Consider the following 15,967-nt stretch of genomic DNA (forward strand, 5'->3'; position numbering starts at 1 on the left):
TTTGTCTCACCCACACCCGGAGCTGACCGAACCCGGCAAGCTCCCCAAGGGCGGCCTGCGGGTCACCCCTCTCGGCGGCCTCGGTGAGGTCGGCCGCAACATGACCGTCTTCGAGTACGACGGCCGGCTGCTGATCGTCGACTGCGGCGTGCTCTTCCCTGAGGAGCAGCAGCCCGGTGTCGACCTGATCCTGCCCGACTTCGGCCCGATCCGTGACCGGCTCGGCGACATCGAGGCGCTGGTCCTGACCCACGGCCACGAGGACCACATCGGCGCGACGCCCTACCTGCTCCGCGAGCGCCAGAACATCCCGCTGGTCGGCTCCGAGCTGACCCTGGCCCTGCTCGGCTCCAAGCTGCGCGAGCACCGTCTGCGCGAGACGGTGCAGCACAAGGTACGCGAGGGCGACACGATCTCCTTCGGGCCGTTCGAGCTCGAGTTCGTCGCCGTCAACCACTCCATCCCGGACGCGCTCGCGGTCGCGATCCGCACCGGCGCCGGCCTCGTTCTGCACACCGGCGACTTCAAGATGGACCAGCTGCCGCTGGACGGCCGGATCACCGACCTGCGCGCGTTCGCCCGGCTCGGCGAGGAGGGTGTGGACCTGTTCCTCACCGACTCCACCAACGCCGAGGTCCCCGGCTTCACGACCGCCGAGAAGAAGATCGCGCCCGCGATCGAGCAGGTCTTCCGCGAGTCCGACCAGCGCATCATCGTGGCCTGCTTCGCCTCCCACGTGCACCGCGTCCAGCAGGTGCTCGACAGCGCGGTCGCACACGGCCGCAAGGTGGCGTACGTCGGTCGCTCGATGGTCCGCAACATGCAGATCGCCTCCGACCTGGGCTACCTGCACGTGCCCGAGGACGTCATCGTGGACGCCAAGGAGCTCGCCGAGCTGCCGCCGGAGAAGGTCGTCATGGTCTCGACCGGCTCCCAGGGCGAGCCGATGTCGGCGCTGTCCCGCATCGCCAACGGCACCCACAACTTCGTGCACATCGAGCCGGGCGACACCGTCCTGCTGGCCAGCAGCCTGATCCCGGGCAACGAGAACTCGATCTACCGGGTGATCAACGGGCTCGCCCGTCTGGGCGCCAACGTGGTCCACAAGGGCAACGCCCTGGTGCACGTCTCGGGCCACGCCAGCGCCGGCGAGCTGCTCTACTGCTACAACATCGTCCGCCCACGCAACGTGATGCCCGTCCACGGCGAGGTGCGTCACCTGCTCGCCAACGGTGACCTGGCCCGCCAGACCGGCGTCGAGAGCGTCGTCTACGCCGAGGACGGCGTCGTCGTCGACCTCATCGACGGCAAGGCCGAGATCGCGGGCAAGGTCGAGTGCGGCTACGTCTTCGTCGACGGCACCACCGTCGGGGACGTCACCGAGTCCGAGCTCAAGGACCGCCGGATCCTGTCCGAGGAGGGCTTCGTCTCGATCGTCGTCGTGGTCGACTCGGTCAAGGGCACCGTCGCCAGCGGCCCCGAGATCCATGCCCGCGGCCATGTGTGGCCCGACAACGCCTTCGAGCCGATCAAGCAGCCGATCGTCAAGGCGGTCAACCGGGCCATCTCGGAGGGTGCGACCGACACCTACCAGCTACAGCAGGCCATCCGGCGTACGTTCGGGCGCTGGGTCTCCAGCACCCACCGCCGCCGCCCGATGATCGTCCCCGTAGTGATCGAGGCCTGAGCCTGGTCCTGCGAGCGAAGCTCGCAGGACCAACGCGAAGGGATCGATCGGGTCGAGATCCACGCTGTGAAGCAACCTAGGCGACAAGCTGTAGTAGAACGCCAGCCGTGATCAGCGCCTGGCCGACGTGATAGGTCACCATGATCTGCACGTCGGTCAGGCGCGGCGGCTCGTTGCCGTGCTCGGCGAGATTGAGCCCGATCAGGGTGTCGCTGACGACGAAGATCGTCGCTCCCGCGGCGATCCACACGCTCCCGGTCAGCCAACCGAGCACGAGCATGGTGGCGATCACCAGGGAGTACGCGGCCAGGGCCGCAGCCATCGGCACGCCGCCCATCTCCCGGGCGCCCCGGAGCACCCGGCCCATCGGGATCGCCAGCGCGACCGCGACCACGAAGCCTGCCCAGGACCACGTCGGGGTCTCCAGGCCGAGGGCGAGGAAGGTCATGGCGTATGCCAGGTGGCCGACGAAGAAGAGCCCCACACCGCCGAGGAACCGCCGCGCCGAGGACCCGATCATCGAGATGTCGCCGAGCATCCCGAAGAAGAGCGCGACGATCAGCCACCACGCTGCCGGCTCCCCGTCGCTGACGAGTCCCACCAACACCATCAGCCCCACCATCACCAGGGGCTTGGTGACGTAATGGATTCGCCGCCAGCCGAGCCACACGCAGGTCCAGTCCGCCACGGCATCGGCGACGGTGAGAAGGGCGATGAGGACTGCGAGGCTCTGCATGGCGGCAAACTACACCGATGCAACACACCCCCATGGGGTCCCGGAGCCAGGCCGCTCGGTCAAATACCCTGCTTGTATGGCGACCCGTACGTCTTCCCCGCCGGGTTCGCGGAGCTCGACCACCAACAAGAGCACCCGTCCCCGGAGTACGACCACGACAAAGCGAGCAACGGCCACGAGCCGGGCCCGCTCAAAGGCAGCGCCGAACAAAGGCCAGAACAAGCGCCGTCCCGCCGCAAAGTCAGCCAACAAGAGGCCAGCCAACCGGAAGACGACGAACCGTACGCCACCTCGTGCCGTACGCAACGGGCCCAGCCCGATCGCGGTCCTCTTCGACGCCATCTTCTCGACCATCGCGAGCCTGTGGCTGGCGATCGCCGGGGGAGTGGCGGCCATCTTCCGCGTCGGTGGCCAGGCCGCCAGTGATCTCGAGCCGGAGCACCGGCGCGACGGTGCCGGCCTGTTCCTGATCGGCCTCTCCGTCCTCGTCGCCGCCGGCGTCTGGTTCCAGCTCGGCGGGCAGTTCTTCGACGTGGTCCGCATCGCCGTGGCCGGCGTCGTCGGCAAGGTCGGCTGGCTGGTGCCGGTCGGGCTCGTCGTCGCCGGTGCCCGGCTGATGCGCGACCCGGTCGACGCCGCCCCGGTCGGCCGGCTCGCGATCGGCTGGGCCGCGTTCCTGATGGCCACGCTCGGCATCATCCAGATCGCCAACGGCAACCCGCAGCCCACCTCGGGCGACAGCAGCGAGCTGCAGTGGGCCGGCGGCGCGATCGGCTACGTCGTGGCCAGCCTGCTGCTCGACGTCATGCGCTCGACGGCCGTGGTCGTCGTACTCCTCTCGCTTCTCGTCGTCTTCGGGATCCTGGTGATCACCGGGACCCCGCTCTACCAGGTGCCGAGTCGCCTGGTGGAGCTCCGCGATCGCGCGCTCGGCCTGACGCCGCCCGAGGAGATGAGCGAGAGCGGCACCAACATCCGGCGGGTGCGACGGGGCAACAAGCTCTTCGCCGACGACGACACCTTCGACCCGGAGGGCTTCGAGCCCTACGAGACGCCGCTCCTCGAGGAGGAGAAGCCGAAGAAGAAGCGGAAGAAGGACGGGCTCGACATCGCGCTCGCCCTCGACGAGGACTCGGACGCCGACACCCAGCCCGACGAGGCTGTGCCCAGCGACGCGGCGGGCCTCCTGCCCGCGGTCGCGACCGGGTCCATGAACGACGGCGCCCCGAAGCCCGGCAAGCGGCGCGACCTCGAGCCGCCGCCGCACGCCGAGCTGCCCCAGCGCGTCGAGCAGCTCATGCTCGCCGGCGACGTGGCCTACACGCTCCCGGGCAGCGACCTGCTCAAGCCCGGCTCGCCGCACAAGGCCCGCTCCAAGGCCTCCGACGAGATCGTCAGCCGGCTCCAGGCGGTGCTCGAGGAGTTCAACATCGATGCCGCGGTCACCGGTTACACCCGTGGCCCGACGGTCACCCGCTACATCGTGGAGCTCGGCGCCGGCGTGAAGGTCGAGAAGATCACCGGCATCCAGAAGAACATCGCCTACGCGGTGGCCTCCGCCGACGTACGCATCCTCTCGCCGATCCCCGGCAAGTCGGCCGTCGGTGTGGAGATCCCGAACAGCGACAAGGAGATCGTCACCCTCGGCGACGTGCTCCGCTCCAACGCCGCGCGCGGCGACCACCATCCGATGATCACCGGTGTCGGCAAGGACGTCGAGGGCGGCTTCGTGGTCGCCAACCTCGCCAAGATGCCCCACCTGCTGGTCGCGGGCGCGACCGGTTCGGGTAAGTCGTCCTTCATCAACTCGATGATCACCTCGGTGCTGATGCGGGCCACGCCCGACGAGGTGCGGATGATCATGGTCGACCCCAAGCGGGTCGAGCTCAACTCCTACGAGGGCGTGCCGCACCTGATCACGCCGATCATCACCAACCCGAAGAAGGCCGCCGAGGCGCTGGCCTGGGTCGTACGCGAGATGGACATGCGCTACGACGACCTGGCCAACTTCGGCTTCCGCCACGTCGACGACTTCAACAAGGCCGTGCGCGCCGGGAAGGTGCAGCTCCCGCCCGACTCCGAGCGGGTCCTGTCGCCCTACCCCTACCTGCTGGTCATCGTCGACGAGCTCGCCGACCTGATGATGGTCGCCCCGCGCGACGTCGAGGACGCGGTCGTACGCATCACCCAGCTCGCCCGTGCCGCCGGCATCCACCTGGTGCTGGCCACGCAGCGGCCCTCGGTCGACGTGGTCACGGGTCTGATCAAGGCCAACGTGCCCTCGCGGCTCGCCTTCGCGACCTCGTCGCTGGCCGACTCGCGCGTCATCCTCGACCAGCCGGGTGCGGAGAAGCTGGTCGGCCAGGGTGACGGGCTGTTCCTGCCGATGGGCTCCTCCAAGCCGATCCGTGTGCAGGGCTCGTGGGTCTCCGAGTCGGAGATCAACGCGGTCGTGAAGTCGGTCAAGGGCCAGCTCGAGCCTTCCTACCGCGAGGACGTGACCGCTCCCGCGGAATCCAAGCGGGTGCTGGACGACGACATCGGCGACGACATGGACCTGGTCATCCAGGCGATCGAGCTGATCGTCTCGACCCAGTTCGGGTCGACCTCGATGCTGCAGCGCAAGCTCCGCGTCGGGTTCGCCAAGGCCGGCCGCCTGATGGACATCCTCGAGTCGCGCGGCGTGGTCGGTCCCTCCGAGGGCTCCAAGGCACGCGACGTACTCGTCAAGCCTGACGAGATCGACGGCGTCATCGCAACGATCCAGGGGGAGATGTGAGCGAGAATTCACCGGCGGTCGAGACCGCCGACCCTGCCGAGACCGCCGATCCTGCTGAGACAGTCGATCCTGCCGAGGCAGTCGACTCTGCCGAGGCCCACGATGTCGACGTCGTCGAGGTACGCCGCAACGGACGCCTCGCGCTGGTGGTGGCGCTCGCGTCGCTGCTGGTCGGCCTCGCCTTCGTGCTGCGCGGCGGCATCGAGGGCTACCTGGTCGGCCTGATCCTGCTCGCCGTCGCGGCGGTGCAGGGCTGGACCGTCTGGGACTCGCGGATGCCGCTGCTGCTCGTCGACGAGCAGGGCGTACGCCTCCGCTTCGGCCAGACCTGGCAGGGCATCCCGTGGTCGAAGATCGAGTCCGTCGAGCACACCCCTCGCCCGGACGGGATCGAGCGGTTCTGGAAGGACGGCCGCATCGGCGTGCTGCTGCACGACGAGGACGAGGTGCTCGATGAGCTCTCGCCGACCGCCCGGCGCCAGGCGATGCTGACCGAGCGCCTCTACGGCCTCCCGTTCTCGCTCCCGCTCGGGCTCTCCACCCGCGTCCTGGGTGCCGGTGACGACGTCACCGAGGCCATCGCGATCGTCGCCGCCGACGGCGTCGAGGTCGTCGAGATCGATCCTGCGCTCGAGGCGGAGGAGCCGGAGGCGGACACCGACGAGAGCACCGAAGACCACACTGTCGATGCCGCCTCGGACGACGGTGACACCGCGGTCCGACCGCCCCTCTCCGAGCAGGCCGGAGACACCAACCCCCGGATGCTCCGGGTCTTGGACGAGCCTGATATCAATGCCGCAGACGTGGTGGACGAGGCGGAGCAGGACCAGGTGGACCGGGACACGAACCAGGACGAGACGACGCCGAAGACCGACCCCGAGCCCGAGCCCGAAGTGGCTTCCGTGGCGGAGCCGGTCGCACCGCTGCGCGAGCCCTCGACGGCGGTCCGGGTGGACGTACGCTACGTGCCCGAGGAGCCGCAGGAGACCATCGCGGTCCACGGTGCCAACGCGCTCCAGCTGGACCTGGCGGAGGCGGCGTTCGCCGACGCGGACGTCGAGGACGCGGATGCGATCGAGTCCGACGTCGAAGACTCCGAGCTCGAGGGCGTACATCCGATCGCAGTGCCTGACGAGGAGGTCAAGGCGCTGGCCCCTTCGACAAGCTCAGGACACCGGATCGACGGTCTCGACGATGAGCCCACCGAGGTGGTGCCGACCAAGGTCCCCGAGATCGGTGCCGAGATCGCCGCGGCCCGCCGCCGGCTCGCCCTGGACATGGACGGCCTGGCCGAGTGGACCCGGATCCGTCCGCACGTCATCGAGGCGATCGAGGTCGACGACTTCGGCCCCTGCGGCGGCGACTTCTACGCCCGCGGTCACCTGCGCACGCTGGCCCGGGTCCTCGGCATCGAGGTCGCGCCGCTGCTGCGCACCTATGACGAGAAGTACGCCTCCGGCCCGGTCAGCCCGCGCGCCGTCTTCGAGGCCGAGCTCGCCCACAGCGCGGCGATCCGCCCGGTCCGGCGGATGCGTGGCGGGCCGTCCTGGTCGGTCCTGGTCGCCGCGGTGATGGCGGTCATCCTGGTCTGGTCGGTCGCGCGCCTGGTCATCGACGGCACCCAGCACGAGCCCGAGGCCGGGGCGATCCAGCTCGACGGCTCCGCCGGCACCGACAGCCCCTACGGCAAGTCCTCGCCCGTAGCGGTGACCGTCTCCGCCGCAGGCGGCGGTGCCCACGTGGTCGTCCGCGACTCGCGCGGCAAGGTCGTCTTCAGCGGTGACCTCGCCTTCGGCGAGTCCAAGTCGCTCCAGGTCACCCCGCCCCTGCGCGTACAGACCTCCGACGGTTCCCTCAAGGTCGCTGTCGGGGACGGCAAGGCCAAGGCCCTCGGCAAGACCGGGGAAGCCGCTCAGCGCACCTACACCGCCAACTAGCACGCTCTCAACCTCAAGCACGCCGAGTCGGCTCGTCATGACGAGCCGACTCGGCGCTGTTCTCGGTCAGAACGCGCCGACTCGGCGGGTTGTTAAAGAGATCGGGATTTGGTGACGCGGGTCACATCCGCTTTGGGACCATGACACTCGAGAGAGCGCTCTCACGAGTCGCCGGACTCATCGCTCATTCATCGGGAAGCGAGTCATCATGAGAAATCTCAAGGCATTAGGAGCCGCTGTGATCGCGGCCGGCGTGGTCGCGGTGGCGATCCCGCTGACATCGTTAGGGCAGGCGTCGGAGGCGTCGGAGCCGGGCACCCCGGCCGGCTGGACGAAGGTGTGGAGCGACGACTTCACCGGCGCTGCCGGGTCGCGGATCAACACCAACAACTGGATGTACGACATCGGCCACTCCTACCCCGGAGGTGCCGCCAACTGGGGCACCGGCGAGATCGCGTACCACAGCGACAGCACCCAGAACGTCTACCAGGACGGCAACGGCAACCTCGTCATCAAGCCGATCCGCGACGGTGCCGGCAACTGGACCTCCGGCCGCATCGAGACGACCCGGACCGACTTCCAGCCGCCCTCCGGCGGCGTGCTCCGCGTCGAGGGCCGCATCCAGATGCCGAACGTCACCGGCGCGGCGGCCCAGGGCATCTGGCCGGCGTTCTGGATGCTGGGAGAGCCCTTCCGCGGCAACTACTGGAACTGGCCGGGCATCGGCGAGATCGACATCATGGAGAACGTAAACGGCGCCAACCAGGTCTGGGGCACGCTGCACTGCGGCACTTCGCCCGGCGGCCCGTGCAACGAGACCACCGGCCTCGGCGGGACCCTCCAGGGCTGCCCGGGCTCGACCTGCCAGTCGTCGTTCCACACCTACGCGATGGAGTGGGACCGCAGCACCAGCCCGCAGCAGATCCGGTTCTACGTCGACAACACGCTCTACCACACGGTCCGCTCGGACCAGGTCGATGCGACGACCTGGAACAACGCGACCAACCACGGTTTCTTCATCATCCTCAACGTCGCGATCGGCGGCGGCTGGCCCGGCAACCCGACCTCGGCGACCGCCTCCGGTGTGCCGATGCTGGTGGACTACGTAGCCGTCTACTCCAAGGGCGGCGGCACCACCGAGCCGACCGACCCGCCCGCCCCGGGGAGCCGGGACGCCTACGCCACCATCCAGGCGGAGTCCTACAACGCCCAGAGCGGCACCCAGACCGAGGCGACCACCGACTCCGGCGGCGGTCAGAACGTCGGCTACCTAAGCAACGGCGACTGGCTCCGCTACGACGGCGTGAACTTCGGCTCGTCCGCGGCGCGCACGTTCTCGGCGCGGGTCGCCTCCGGCGCGCCCGCGGGGGTCAGCGGCCTGGTCGAGGTACGCCTCGACAATGTGAACAACGCCCCGATCGGCAGCTTCTCGGTGGCCAACACCGGAGGCTGGCAGAGCTGGCGTACGGTCCCGGGCAGCATCAGCGGGGTGACCGGCACGCACACGGTGTTCCTGCGGTTCACCAGCGGCCAGCCGGCCGACTTCGTGAACCTCAACTGGTTCACGTTCTCCCGGTGAGCGGGAGGCGATAGGTTCCACTCATGAACGAGACCCCGGCCGGCCGGCCGACGCTGGAGACGGTGGCGCGGGCGGCCGGGGCCTCGCGGGCGACGGTCTCGCGCGTCGTCAACGGCTCCACGACCGTGCGCGCCGACGTCGCCGAGAGCATCCGCCGGGCCATCGCCGACCTCGGCTACGTACCGAACCCGGCGGCGCGGAGCCTGGTGACGCAGCGTACGGACTCCATCGCGCTGATCCTGCCGGAGTCCGCGACCCGGGTCTTCTCCGACGACGCCTTCTTCCCCGGCGTGATCCGGGGTGTCGGCGAGGCGCTGGAGAAGGCGGACAAGCAGCTGGTGCTGTTGCTCGCCTCGACGCAGTCGAGCCACGACCGGATCCTGCGCTACGTGCACGGCCGTACCGTCGACGGTGTCGTGCTGGCCTCGATGCACGGCGCCGACACCCTGCCCGAGGAGCTACGGGTGGCGGGCGTCCCGGTCGTCACCAGCGGGCGGCCGCTGGGTGAGGCGACGGTGCCGTACATCGACGTCGAGCACGCCAGCGGGGTCGAAGCGGCGATGAACCACCTCGTCGGTCTCGGCCGGCGCCGGATCGCGACCATCGCCGGGCCGCAGGACATGGTCGCCGGGCGCGAGCGCCTGGCGGGCTACCTCACCGGTCTCCAAGCTGTCCCCGGGGCGGTGCCGCTGGTCGAGGAGGGCGACTTCATGCGCCAGTCGGGCATCGACGCGATGGAGCGGCTGCTGCAGCGCGATCCCGGCATCGACGCCGTCTTCGCGGCCTCCGACCTGATGGCCGACGGCGCCCTGCGTACGCTGCGCCGGGTCGGCCGCCGGGTGCCCGACGACGTGGCGGTGATCGGGTTCGACGACGTCGAGGCGGCGCGGTTCACCGACCCGCCACTGACGACGGTGCACCAGCCGATCCACGAGATCGGCACCCGCCTCGCCGAGCAGATCCTCCGCCTGGTGGCGGGGGAGGAGGTCGAGGCCTCCGTCGTGCTCCCGACGCGGCTGGTGATCCGCGAGTCCGCCTGAGCCAGGAGCCTCAGGCGTCACCCGCGCGGTATCGCCGCTCGGGTCGCCCGGCGGTGCCGTAGTTCAGACGTACGCCGATCCGCCCCGTGCTCGCGAAGTGCTCGAGATAGCGACGGGCGCTCACCCGGGAGACCCCGATCGCGTCGGCGCACTCGGTGGCGCTGAGCTCGCCGGCGGTCTGCAGCGCGGCCAGCACGGCCCGGGCGGTCTCCGCGCTGAGCCCCTTCGGCAGCCGCTCACGAGCCTCGCGTGCGCCCTGATGGCTGAAGACCTCGTCGATGCCGGCCTGGACCTCGTCGCGATGCTCGGCACCCCCGGCTCCATCGGCCCGCTGGCCGATCCGGGCGAGCGCCTCGCGGGAGCGGCGTACGTCATCGAGCCGGGCGGCCAGGTCCTCGAACGGGAACGGCTTCACCACGTAGTGGGCGGCGCCGCCGGCCGCGGCGGCGCGCACCGTGTCCGCCTCGCGGGCGGCGGTGATGACGATGACGTCGGCGTCGTCGCCTCGTCCGCGCAGCCGGCGCAGCAGCTCGATGCCGCTGAAGTCGGGAAGGTGCACGTCGAGCAGCAGCACGTCGGGGGAGAGGCGGGCGGTCTCCTCGAGCGCCTGCCCACCGGTGGCGGCCACGCCGACGACCCGGAACCCCTCGACGCGCTCGACGAAGCGGGTGTGGATAGAGGCCACCATGAAGTCGTCCTCGACCACGAGCACGGTGAGCTCCGGTGCGGACGTCATCGGGCCTCCTCGGGGGCGGTGGTGGTGGGTGGGGCGAGCGGCGCGGCGGCCGGCAGGGTCGCGATGAAGACCGCTCCGGGGCGCTCCTCCGACCCGCTATTCTCCACCTCGACCTCGCCGCCGCGCGCACGGCACACCAGCTGGACCAGCGCGAGCCCGACACCTCGGCCGCTGGCGTCGCGCGGCTTGGTGCTGAAGCCGCGCCGGAAGATCTCGGGCAGCCGCTCGGCCGGTACGCCGCCGCCTGTGTCGGAGACGCGGACCGTCACGGTCTCGCCCTCGGCCGTCAGGCGTACGCCGACCCGACCGTCGAGCGGCCCGAGGGTCTGTCCCTGAATTCGCGGCGTCTGGCCGCCGCTTTCGAATTCAGGGACAGACCCTTGCGCAGCGGCGTCGACGGCGTTGTCGACCAGGTTGCCGAGGACGGTGACGACGTCGGCGGAGCCGTCGGGGGTGAGCCGGGGGAGCGAGCTGGCGGCGTCCAGGTCGATGCTCACTCGCCGCTCGGCGGCCAGGCTGGCCTTGGCGATGAGCAGCGCGGCCACCGCGGGGTCGTCGATCCGGGAGGTGATGTGGTCGCTCAGCGCCGCCCGGCGCGCGGTCAGCCCGGTGACGAACCGGCCCACCTCGGCGTACTCCTCCAGCTCGAGGAGCCCGGTGATGGTGTGCAGCTGGTTGCTGAACTCGTGGGTCTGCGCCCGCAGGGTCTCGGTGACGCTCTCGCGGGCGTTGAGCTCGCTCTGCAGCGCCACCAGCTCGGTGCGGTCGCGCAGCGTGGTGACGGTGCCGGCGGGGCGGCCGTCGTGGCGGACCCGGTTGCGGTTGAGCACCAGCACCCGCTCACCGGCGACCAGCGGCGCGTCGTGGACCTCCTCGGGCCCGCTCAGCAGGGCGAGCGTCTCGGCGGGCAGATCGAGCTCGTCGAGCCGGTGTCCGGTCGGGTCCGAGGTCAACCCGAGCAGGTCCCGGGCGCTGTCGCTCATCAGGCTGACCCGTCCGTCGGCGCCGACGGCCAGCACCCCCTCGCGGATCGAGCGCAGCAGGCCCTCGCGGTGGTCGGCGAGGGCGGCGATGTCGCGCGGCTCCAGCCCACGCGTACGCCGCTTGATCAGCCGCGCCAGCAGCCACGACCCGAGCACGCCGAGCGCGAGACCGGCCAGCAGCACCGTGAGGGCATCGGCCCAGGTGCGGGCGAGCCGCTCGGTCAGCGGCGGGTAGTCCTCGGTCACCACGACCACGCCGACGGGACGCGGCGCCTCGGCGTCCGCACCCGTCGAACCTCCGCCGTAGACCGGGACCTGGGCGGCGATAGCCCGGCGGCCGGCGTCGTCGATGTCGCCGGACCAGGCCCGGCTCGTCTCGCGCCTGCCCAGGTCGAGCCTCTCGCCCACCCGGGTGGGGTCGGTGGCGACGAGGACCTCGCCGTCGAGCGCGGTGAGGTAGGCGGTGTCGGCGCCCGCGTCCGCGGCCCGGGTCTGCAGGTAGAAGCCCAGCGCCTGCCGGTCGGGAGTGTTGGTCAGGAGCCCGTCCTGGACCGCCGCGATCCCGGCGAGGCTCTCCGCGGCGGCGCGCAGCCGGTCCTCGCGGGAGTCACGGAAGTCGGCGTCGCTCTGCCGCAGGGAGACGATGCTGGTCGCCACGACGACGAGCAGCAGCACCGAGAGCTGCAGCAGCAGCACCTGCCCGGCCAGCGTCAGGTGGCGCCGCGGTCCCTGTGACCACAAGTTACACAACCTCCTTTGGTTGCCGAATGGTGACGGCGGTCACCCCGGACTGTGACCATCGCCACTGACCGTTTCATCCCCCTGAGTCTGGAGGCCAGCCGTTGTCGACGCCGACATCGCAGTCCCCGCCCCGACCGCCGCTGCCGACGCAGCGGGGCCGGGCAGCGAGCATACGCCGTACCCGTGCCCTCGCCGTCGTGCTCGTGACCTGCCTGCTCGCCGCGGCATCGGCCTGCGGCGTGACCCGTGGCGCGGAGTCCAAAGACCTCGACATGTGGATCCCGAACAGCCCCGGTGGCGGCTATGACCAGACCGGCCGTGCGGCCGTGGGTGTCCTCGACCGCGGCGACATGACCGGCGGCGACATCCAGGTGACCAACATCCTGGGCGCCGGCGGCTCCGTCGCGATGTCCCGCCTGATGAGCGAGGAGGGCAACGGCAACCTGCTCATGACCATCGGCCTGGGCGTCGTCGGCTCCACCTACTCCTTCGGTGTGGACGCCCGTCCCCAGGACGCCACCCCGATCGCCCAGCTCATCGAGGAGCAGGAGGGGGTGCTGGTTCCGGCCGACTCGCCGTTCAAGACCATCGACGACCTGGTGAAGGCCTGGGCCGAGGACCCCGAGTCCATCGTGGTCGGCGGCGGCTCCTCGCCCGGTGGCCCCGACCACCTCTTCCCGATGCAGCTGGCCGAAGCCGCGGGCATCGACCCGAAGAAGGTCACGTACGTCCCGTACGACGGCGGTGGCCCGCTCACCAGCGCGCTCCTTGGTCAGAAGATCGACGTCGGCTTCTCCGGACTCGCCGAGTTCGAGGGCCAGGTGGAGGCCGGAGAGCTGCGGGTCCTGGCCGTCTCGGGCGACGAGCGCGGCACCGGCGTCTTCGCCGATGCACCCACGCTGACCGAGAGCGGCATCGACCTGGTCTTCCTCAACTGGCGCGGCGTACTCGCCCCGCCGGGAATCAGCGACGAGCGCCGGCAGGAGCTGATCGACCTGCTCACCCGGATGCACGACTCGAAGCAGTGGCAGCAGGCGCTGAAGGACAACGGCTGGACCGACGCCTTCATCACCGGCGATGACTTCGACGACCTGCTGGTCGAGCAGGACCAGCGTGTCGCCTCGACCCTGAAGGAGCTGGATCTGCTGTGAGCGTCCACGAAACCGAAACTCAACCCCCCGAGCCCAAGAGCCCGGCGCGCCGGGTCGACGTGGCCCAGTACGGCCTGGCCCTGTTCCTGGTCGTCGTCGGGATCTACACCGTCATCGACGCCACCGGCCTGCAGGTCGGCTTCGCCGACCCGGTCGGCCCCCGCGTCTTCCCGTACGTCATCGGGGCCGGCCTCGTCGTCGTCGGCGTGCTGCTGGCGGTCGCCACCGCCCGCGGCTCGCAGCCTGAGCCCGAGGAGGGCGAGGACGTCGACCTGAGCTCGTCGGCCGACTGGCTGACGGTCCTCAAGCTGGTCGCGGTCCTGCTGTTCACGGTCGCGACCGTGAACCTGCTCGGCTGGGCGATCTCGGGCGCGGCGCTGTTCGCCGGCGCCGCCTGGTGCCTCGGCAGCCGGACGCTCGTGCGGGACGTGATCGTCGGGCTCGTCCTCTCGGTCGCCAGCTGGTACGCCTTCTACGTCGGTCTGGGCATCCCGCTCACCCCTGGCGTACTCGACGGGATCCTGTGAGGACTGACTGATGGAGAACTTCGAACTTCTGATGGGTGGACTCGAGTCCGCCCTGACCCCGATGAACCTGCTCTACGCCGCCATCGGCGTGCTGCTGGGCACCTTCGTCGGCGTACTGCCCGGCATCGGTCCGGCGATGGCCATCGCGCTGCTGCTGCCGGTGACGTACCGGCTCGAGCCGACCAGCGCGTTCATCATGTTCGCCGGCCTCTACTACGGCGGCATGTACGGCGGCTCCACCACCTCGATCCTGCTGAACACACCGGGGGAGTCCGCCTCGGTGATGACGGCACTGGAAGGCAACCGGATGGCCAGAGCGGGGCGTGGCGCGCAGGCGCTGGCCACCGCCGCGGTCGGCTCGTTCGTCGCCGGCACCATCGGCACCATCCTGGTGGCCTTCTTCTCGCCGGCCCTGGCCGATGTGGCCGTCAACCTGGGCGCGCCCTCGTACTTCGCGCTGATGGTCCTGGCCCTGGTCATGACCACGACCGTGCTCGGCACCTCGGCCCTGCGCGGCTTCGCCGCGCTGTTCCTCGGCCTGACGATCGGCCTGGTCGGTCTCGACCTCAACACCGGCCAGCCGCGGCTCACCTTCGGCGTGACCCAGCTCGTCGACCGCCTCGACATCGTGGTCGTCGCGGTCGGCATCTTCGCCCTCGGCGAGGCCCTGTGGGTCGCCGCCCACCTGCGCCGACGCCCGGCGCACGTGGTTCCGGTCGGCCGGCCCTGGATGGGACGCGACGACTGGGGCCGCTCCTGGAAGCCGTGGCTGCGAGGCACCGCCTTCGGGTTCCCGTTCGGTGCGCTTCCCGCCGGTGGTGCGGAGATCCCGACGTTCCTCTCGTACCTGACCGAGCGGAAGCTCTCCAAGCGCGGCGACTTCGGCCGGGGCGCGATCGAGGGTGTCGCCGGGCCGGAGGCGGCCAACAACGCCTCGGCCGCCGGGATGTTCGTGCCGATGCTGGCTCTCGGCCTGCCGGTGACCGCCACGGCCGCAGTGATGCTCTCCGCACTCCAGGGCTACGGCATCACCCCGGGCCCGCAGCTGATGACAGACCACGCCGACCTGGTGTGGACGCTGCTGGCCAGCCTCCTGATCGGCAACACCCTGCTGCTGGTGCTCAACCTGCCGCTGGCGCCGCTGTGGGCCCGGCTGCTGCGGATCCCGAGGCCGCAGCTCTACGCAGGCATCCTGTTCTTCGCCTGCCTGGGTGCGTACGCCACCAACCTGGATCCGTTCGACATCGCGCTGCTGGTCGCCTTCGGTCTGCTCGGGCTGATGATGCGTCGCTTCGGCCTGCCCGTGCTGCCGCTGATCCTTGGTGTCATCCTGGGCCCGTTGATGGAGACCAAGCTGCGGGAGGCGCTGACCATCTCGGGCGGTGACTACACGGCGCTGCTGAGCGAGCCGCTGGCGGTGGTCATCTATGTGCTGATCGCACTGTTCATCCTGGGCCGGCCGTTCATCGCCCGGCTCAGGGCACGGGCCGAGCAGTCGGCCGACCCCGACGAGCTCGAGGACGAGAAGGAGAAGGTGCTGTGATGAGTGAGACTCCCGCAGGTGGCTGGGTGGTCGTGGCATGGGCGCCCGACGTCTACGGCTCGGTCGCGCTGGACTGGGCGCTCGCCGACGCCGAGCGTCGCGACCGTGGCGTCGTGGTCGTCAACGCCTCCCGGGGCGACACCCTGGTCGACGACCGTTACGCCCTCGAGGAGCAGGTCGCCGAGCTCGAGCGCCGGCTCACCGAGTCGGGCCGGCCGCACGAGATCCGGCAGTCGATCGACCCGGACGTCGCCGGCGCCGTCCTCGACGCCGCCGAGCAGCTCGACGCCAAGCTGGTCGTGGTCGGTCTGCGGCGGCGTACGCCGGTCGGCAAGCTGCTGATGGGCAGCGTCGCGCAGCGGATCCTGCTCGGCGCGTCCTGCCCGGTCCTCTCCGTGAAGCCGGGCTCCGTGCCAGACTGATCGCCGCTCCACGGCGCGAGGGTTCGGTTTCCGGGGCGTGTGCGCGTCATACTTCACGGTGATGAGCACAGCCACCGAACCCTCCGCCGAGACCGCCCAGCCACTC

At 70.4% G+C, this 15,967-nt stretch carries 12 protein-coding genes; 9 read left to right on the forward strand and 3 right to left on the reverse strand.

Going from position 1 to position 15,967, the window contains the following annotated elements; all coding sequences use genetic code 11:
* Position 1: 1 nt before the first annotated feature.
* Positions 2-1,687, forward strand: coding sequence for a ribonuclease J (locus ACFWQC_RS21155; RefSeq protein ID WP_378682429.1), 1,686 nt, complete (start codon positions 2-4; stop codon positions 1,685-1,687).
* Positions 1,688-1,763: 76 nt separating this feature from the next.
* Here the strand turns inward: ACFWQC_RS21155 and ACFWQC_RS21160 are convergent, their stop codons facing one another.
* Positions 1,764-2,423, reverse strand: a complete 660-nt coding sequence (locus ACFWQC_RS21160) for a lysoplasmalogenase (RefSeq protein ID WP_378682432.1) — start codon at positions 2,421-2,423, stop codon at positions 1,764-1,766.
* Between the two features lie 76 nt (positions 2,424-2,499).
* Here ACFWQC_RS21160 and ACFWQC_RS21165 point away from each other — a divergent pair, with 76 nt between their 5' ends.
* From ACFWQC_RS21165 to ACFWQC_RS21180, 4 genes are all read left to right on the forward strand, one after another.
* Complete coding sequence (locus ACFWQC_RS21165) at positions 2,500-5,202, forward strand: DNA translocase FtsK (RefSeq protein WP_378682435.1); 2,703 nt, start codon at positions 2,500-2,502, stop codon at positions 5,200-5,202.
* A complete protein-coding gene (locus tag ACFWQC_RS21170) occupies positions 5,199-7,139 on the forward strand; it encodes a helix-turn-helix domain-containing protein (protein ID WP_378682438.1) in 1,941 nt (646 codons plus the stop codon). Before ACFWQC_RS21165 ends, ACFWQC_RS21170 begins: the two co-directional genes overlap by 4 nt.
* Positions 7,140-7,347: 208 nt before the next feature.
* Positions 7,348-8,718: a glycoside hydrolase family 16 protein gene (locus ACFWQC_RS21175; protein ID WP_378682440.1), complete on the forward strand. Its 1,371-nt coding sequence runs from the start codon at positions 7,348-7,350 to the stop codon at positions 8,716-8,718.
* A gap of 23 nt (positions 8,719-8,741) precedes the next feature.
* Positions 8,742-9,758: a LacI family DNA-binding transcriptional regulator gene (locus tag ACFWQC_RS21180; RefSeq protein WP_378682443.1), complete on the forward strand. Its 1,017-nt coding sequence runs from the start codon at positions 8,742-8,744 to the stop codon at positions 9,756-9,758.
* Positions 9,759-9,768: 10 nt separating this feature from the next.
* Here the strand turns inward: ACFWQC_RS21180 and ACFWQC_RS21185 are convergent, their stop codons facing one another.
* Both ACFWQC_RS21185 and ACFWQC_RS21190 read right to left on the reverse strand, forming a co-directional pair.
* On the reverse strand, positions 9,769-10,494 hold the full coding sequence (locus ACFWQC_RS21185) for a response regulator (protein WP_378682446.1): 726 nt from the start codon (positions 10,492-10,494) through the stop codon (positions 9,769-9,771).
* Positions 10,491-12,218, reverse strand: a complete 1,728-nt coding sequence (locus ACFWQC_RS21190; protein ID WP_378682449.1) for an ATP-binding protein — start codon at positions 12,216-12,218, stop codon at positions 10,491-10,493. The genes ACFWQC_RS21185 and ACFWQC_RS21190 overlap by 4 nt, the downstream gene beginning before the upstream one ends.
* Before the next feature lie 197 nt (positions 12,219-12,415).
* On the opposite strand from ACFWQC_RS21190, the gene ACFWQC_RS21195 reads away from it, so the two are divergent.
* Genes ACFWQC_RS21195 through ACFWQC_RS21210 form a run of 4 tightly spaced genes read left to right on the forward strand, consistent with a single transcriptional unit; the run spans position 12,416 to position 15,861 of the window.
* Entirely contained in the window at positions 12,416-13,369 is a 954-nt protein-coding gene (locus tag ACFWQC_RS21195) for a Bug family tripartite tricarboxylate transporter substrate binding protein (protein WP_378682452.1), read from the forward strand.
* The gene (locus ACFWQC_RS21200) at positions 13,366-13,896 is read left to right on the forward strand and encodes a tripartite tricarboxylate transporter TctB family protein (protein ID WP_378682455.1); all 531 of its coding nucleotides are present in this window, start codon (positions 13,366-13,368) and stop codon (positions 13,894-13,896) included. The genes ACFWQC_RS21195 and ACFWQC_RS21200 overlap by 4 nt, the downstream gene beginning before the upstream one ends.
* 10 nt (positions 13,897-13,906) lie before the next feature.
* Positions 13,907-15,439 carry a tripartite tricarboxylate transporter permease gene (locus ACFWQC_RS21205; RefSeq protein WP_378682458.1) on the forward strand — a complete coding sequence of 511 codons (1,533 nt, stop codon included), beginning with the start codon at positions 13,907-13,909 and terminating at the stop codon, positions 15,437-15,439.
* Positions 15,439-15,861 carry a universal stress protein gene (locus ACFWQC_RS21210; protein ID WP_378682460.1) on the forward strand — a complete coding sequence of 141 codons (423 nt, stop codon included), beginning with the start codon at positions 15,439-15,441 and terminating at the stop codon, positions 15,859-15,861. Before ACFWQC_RS21205 ends, ACFWQC_RS21210 begins: the two co-directional genes overlap by 1 nt.
* Positions 15,862-15,967 lie beyond the last annotated feature (106 nt).

The sequence above is a fragment of the Nocardioides sp. NPDC058538 genome, assembly GCF_042719275.1.
In the GTDB taxonomy this organism is placed as follows: domain Bacteria; phylum Actinomycetota; class Actinomycetes; order Propionibacteriales; family Nocardioidaceae; genus Nocardioides.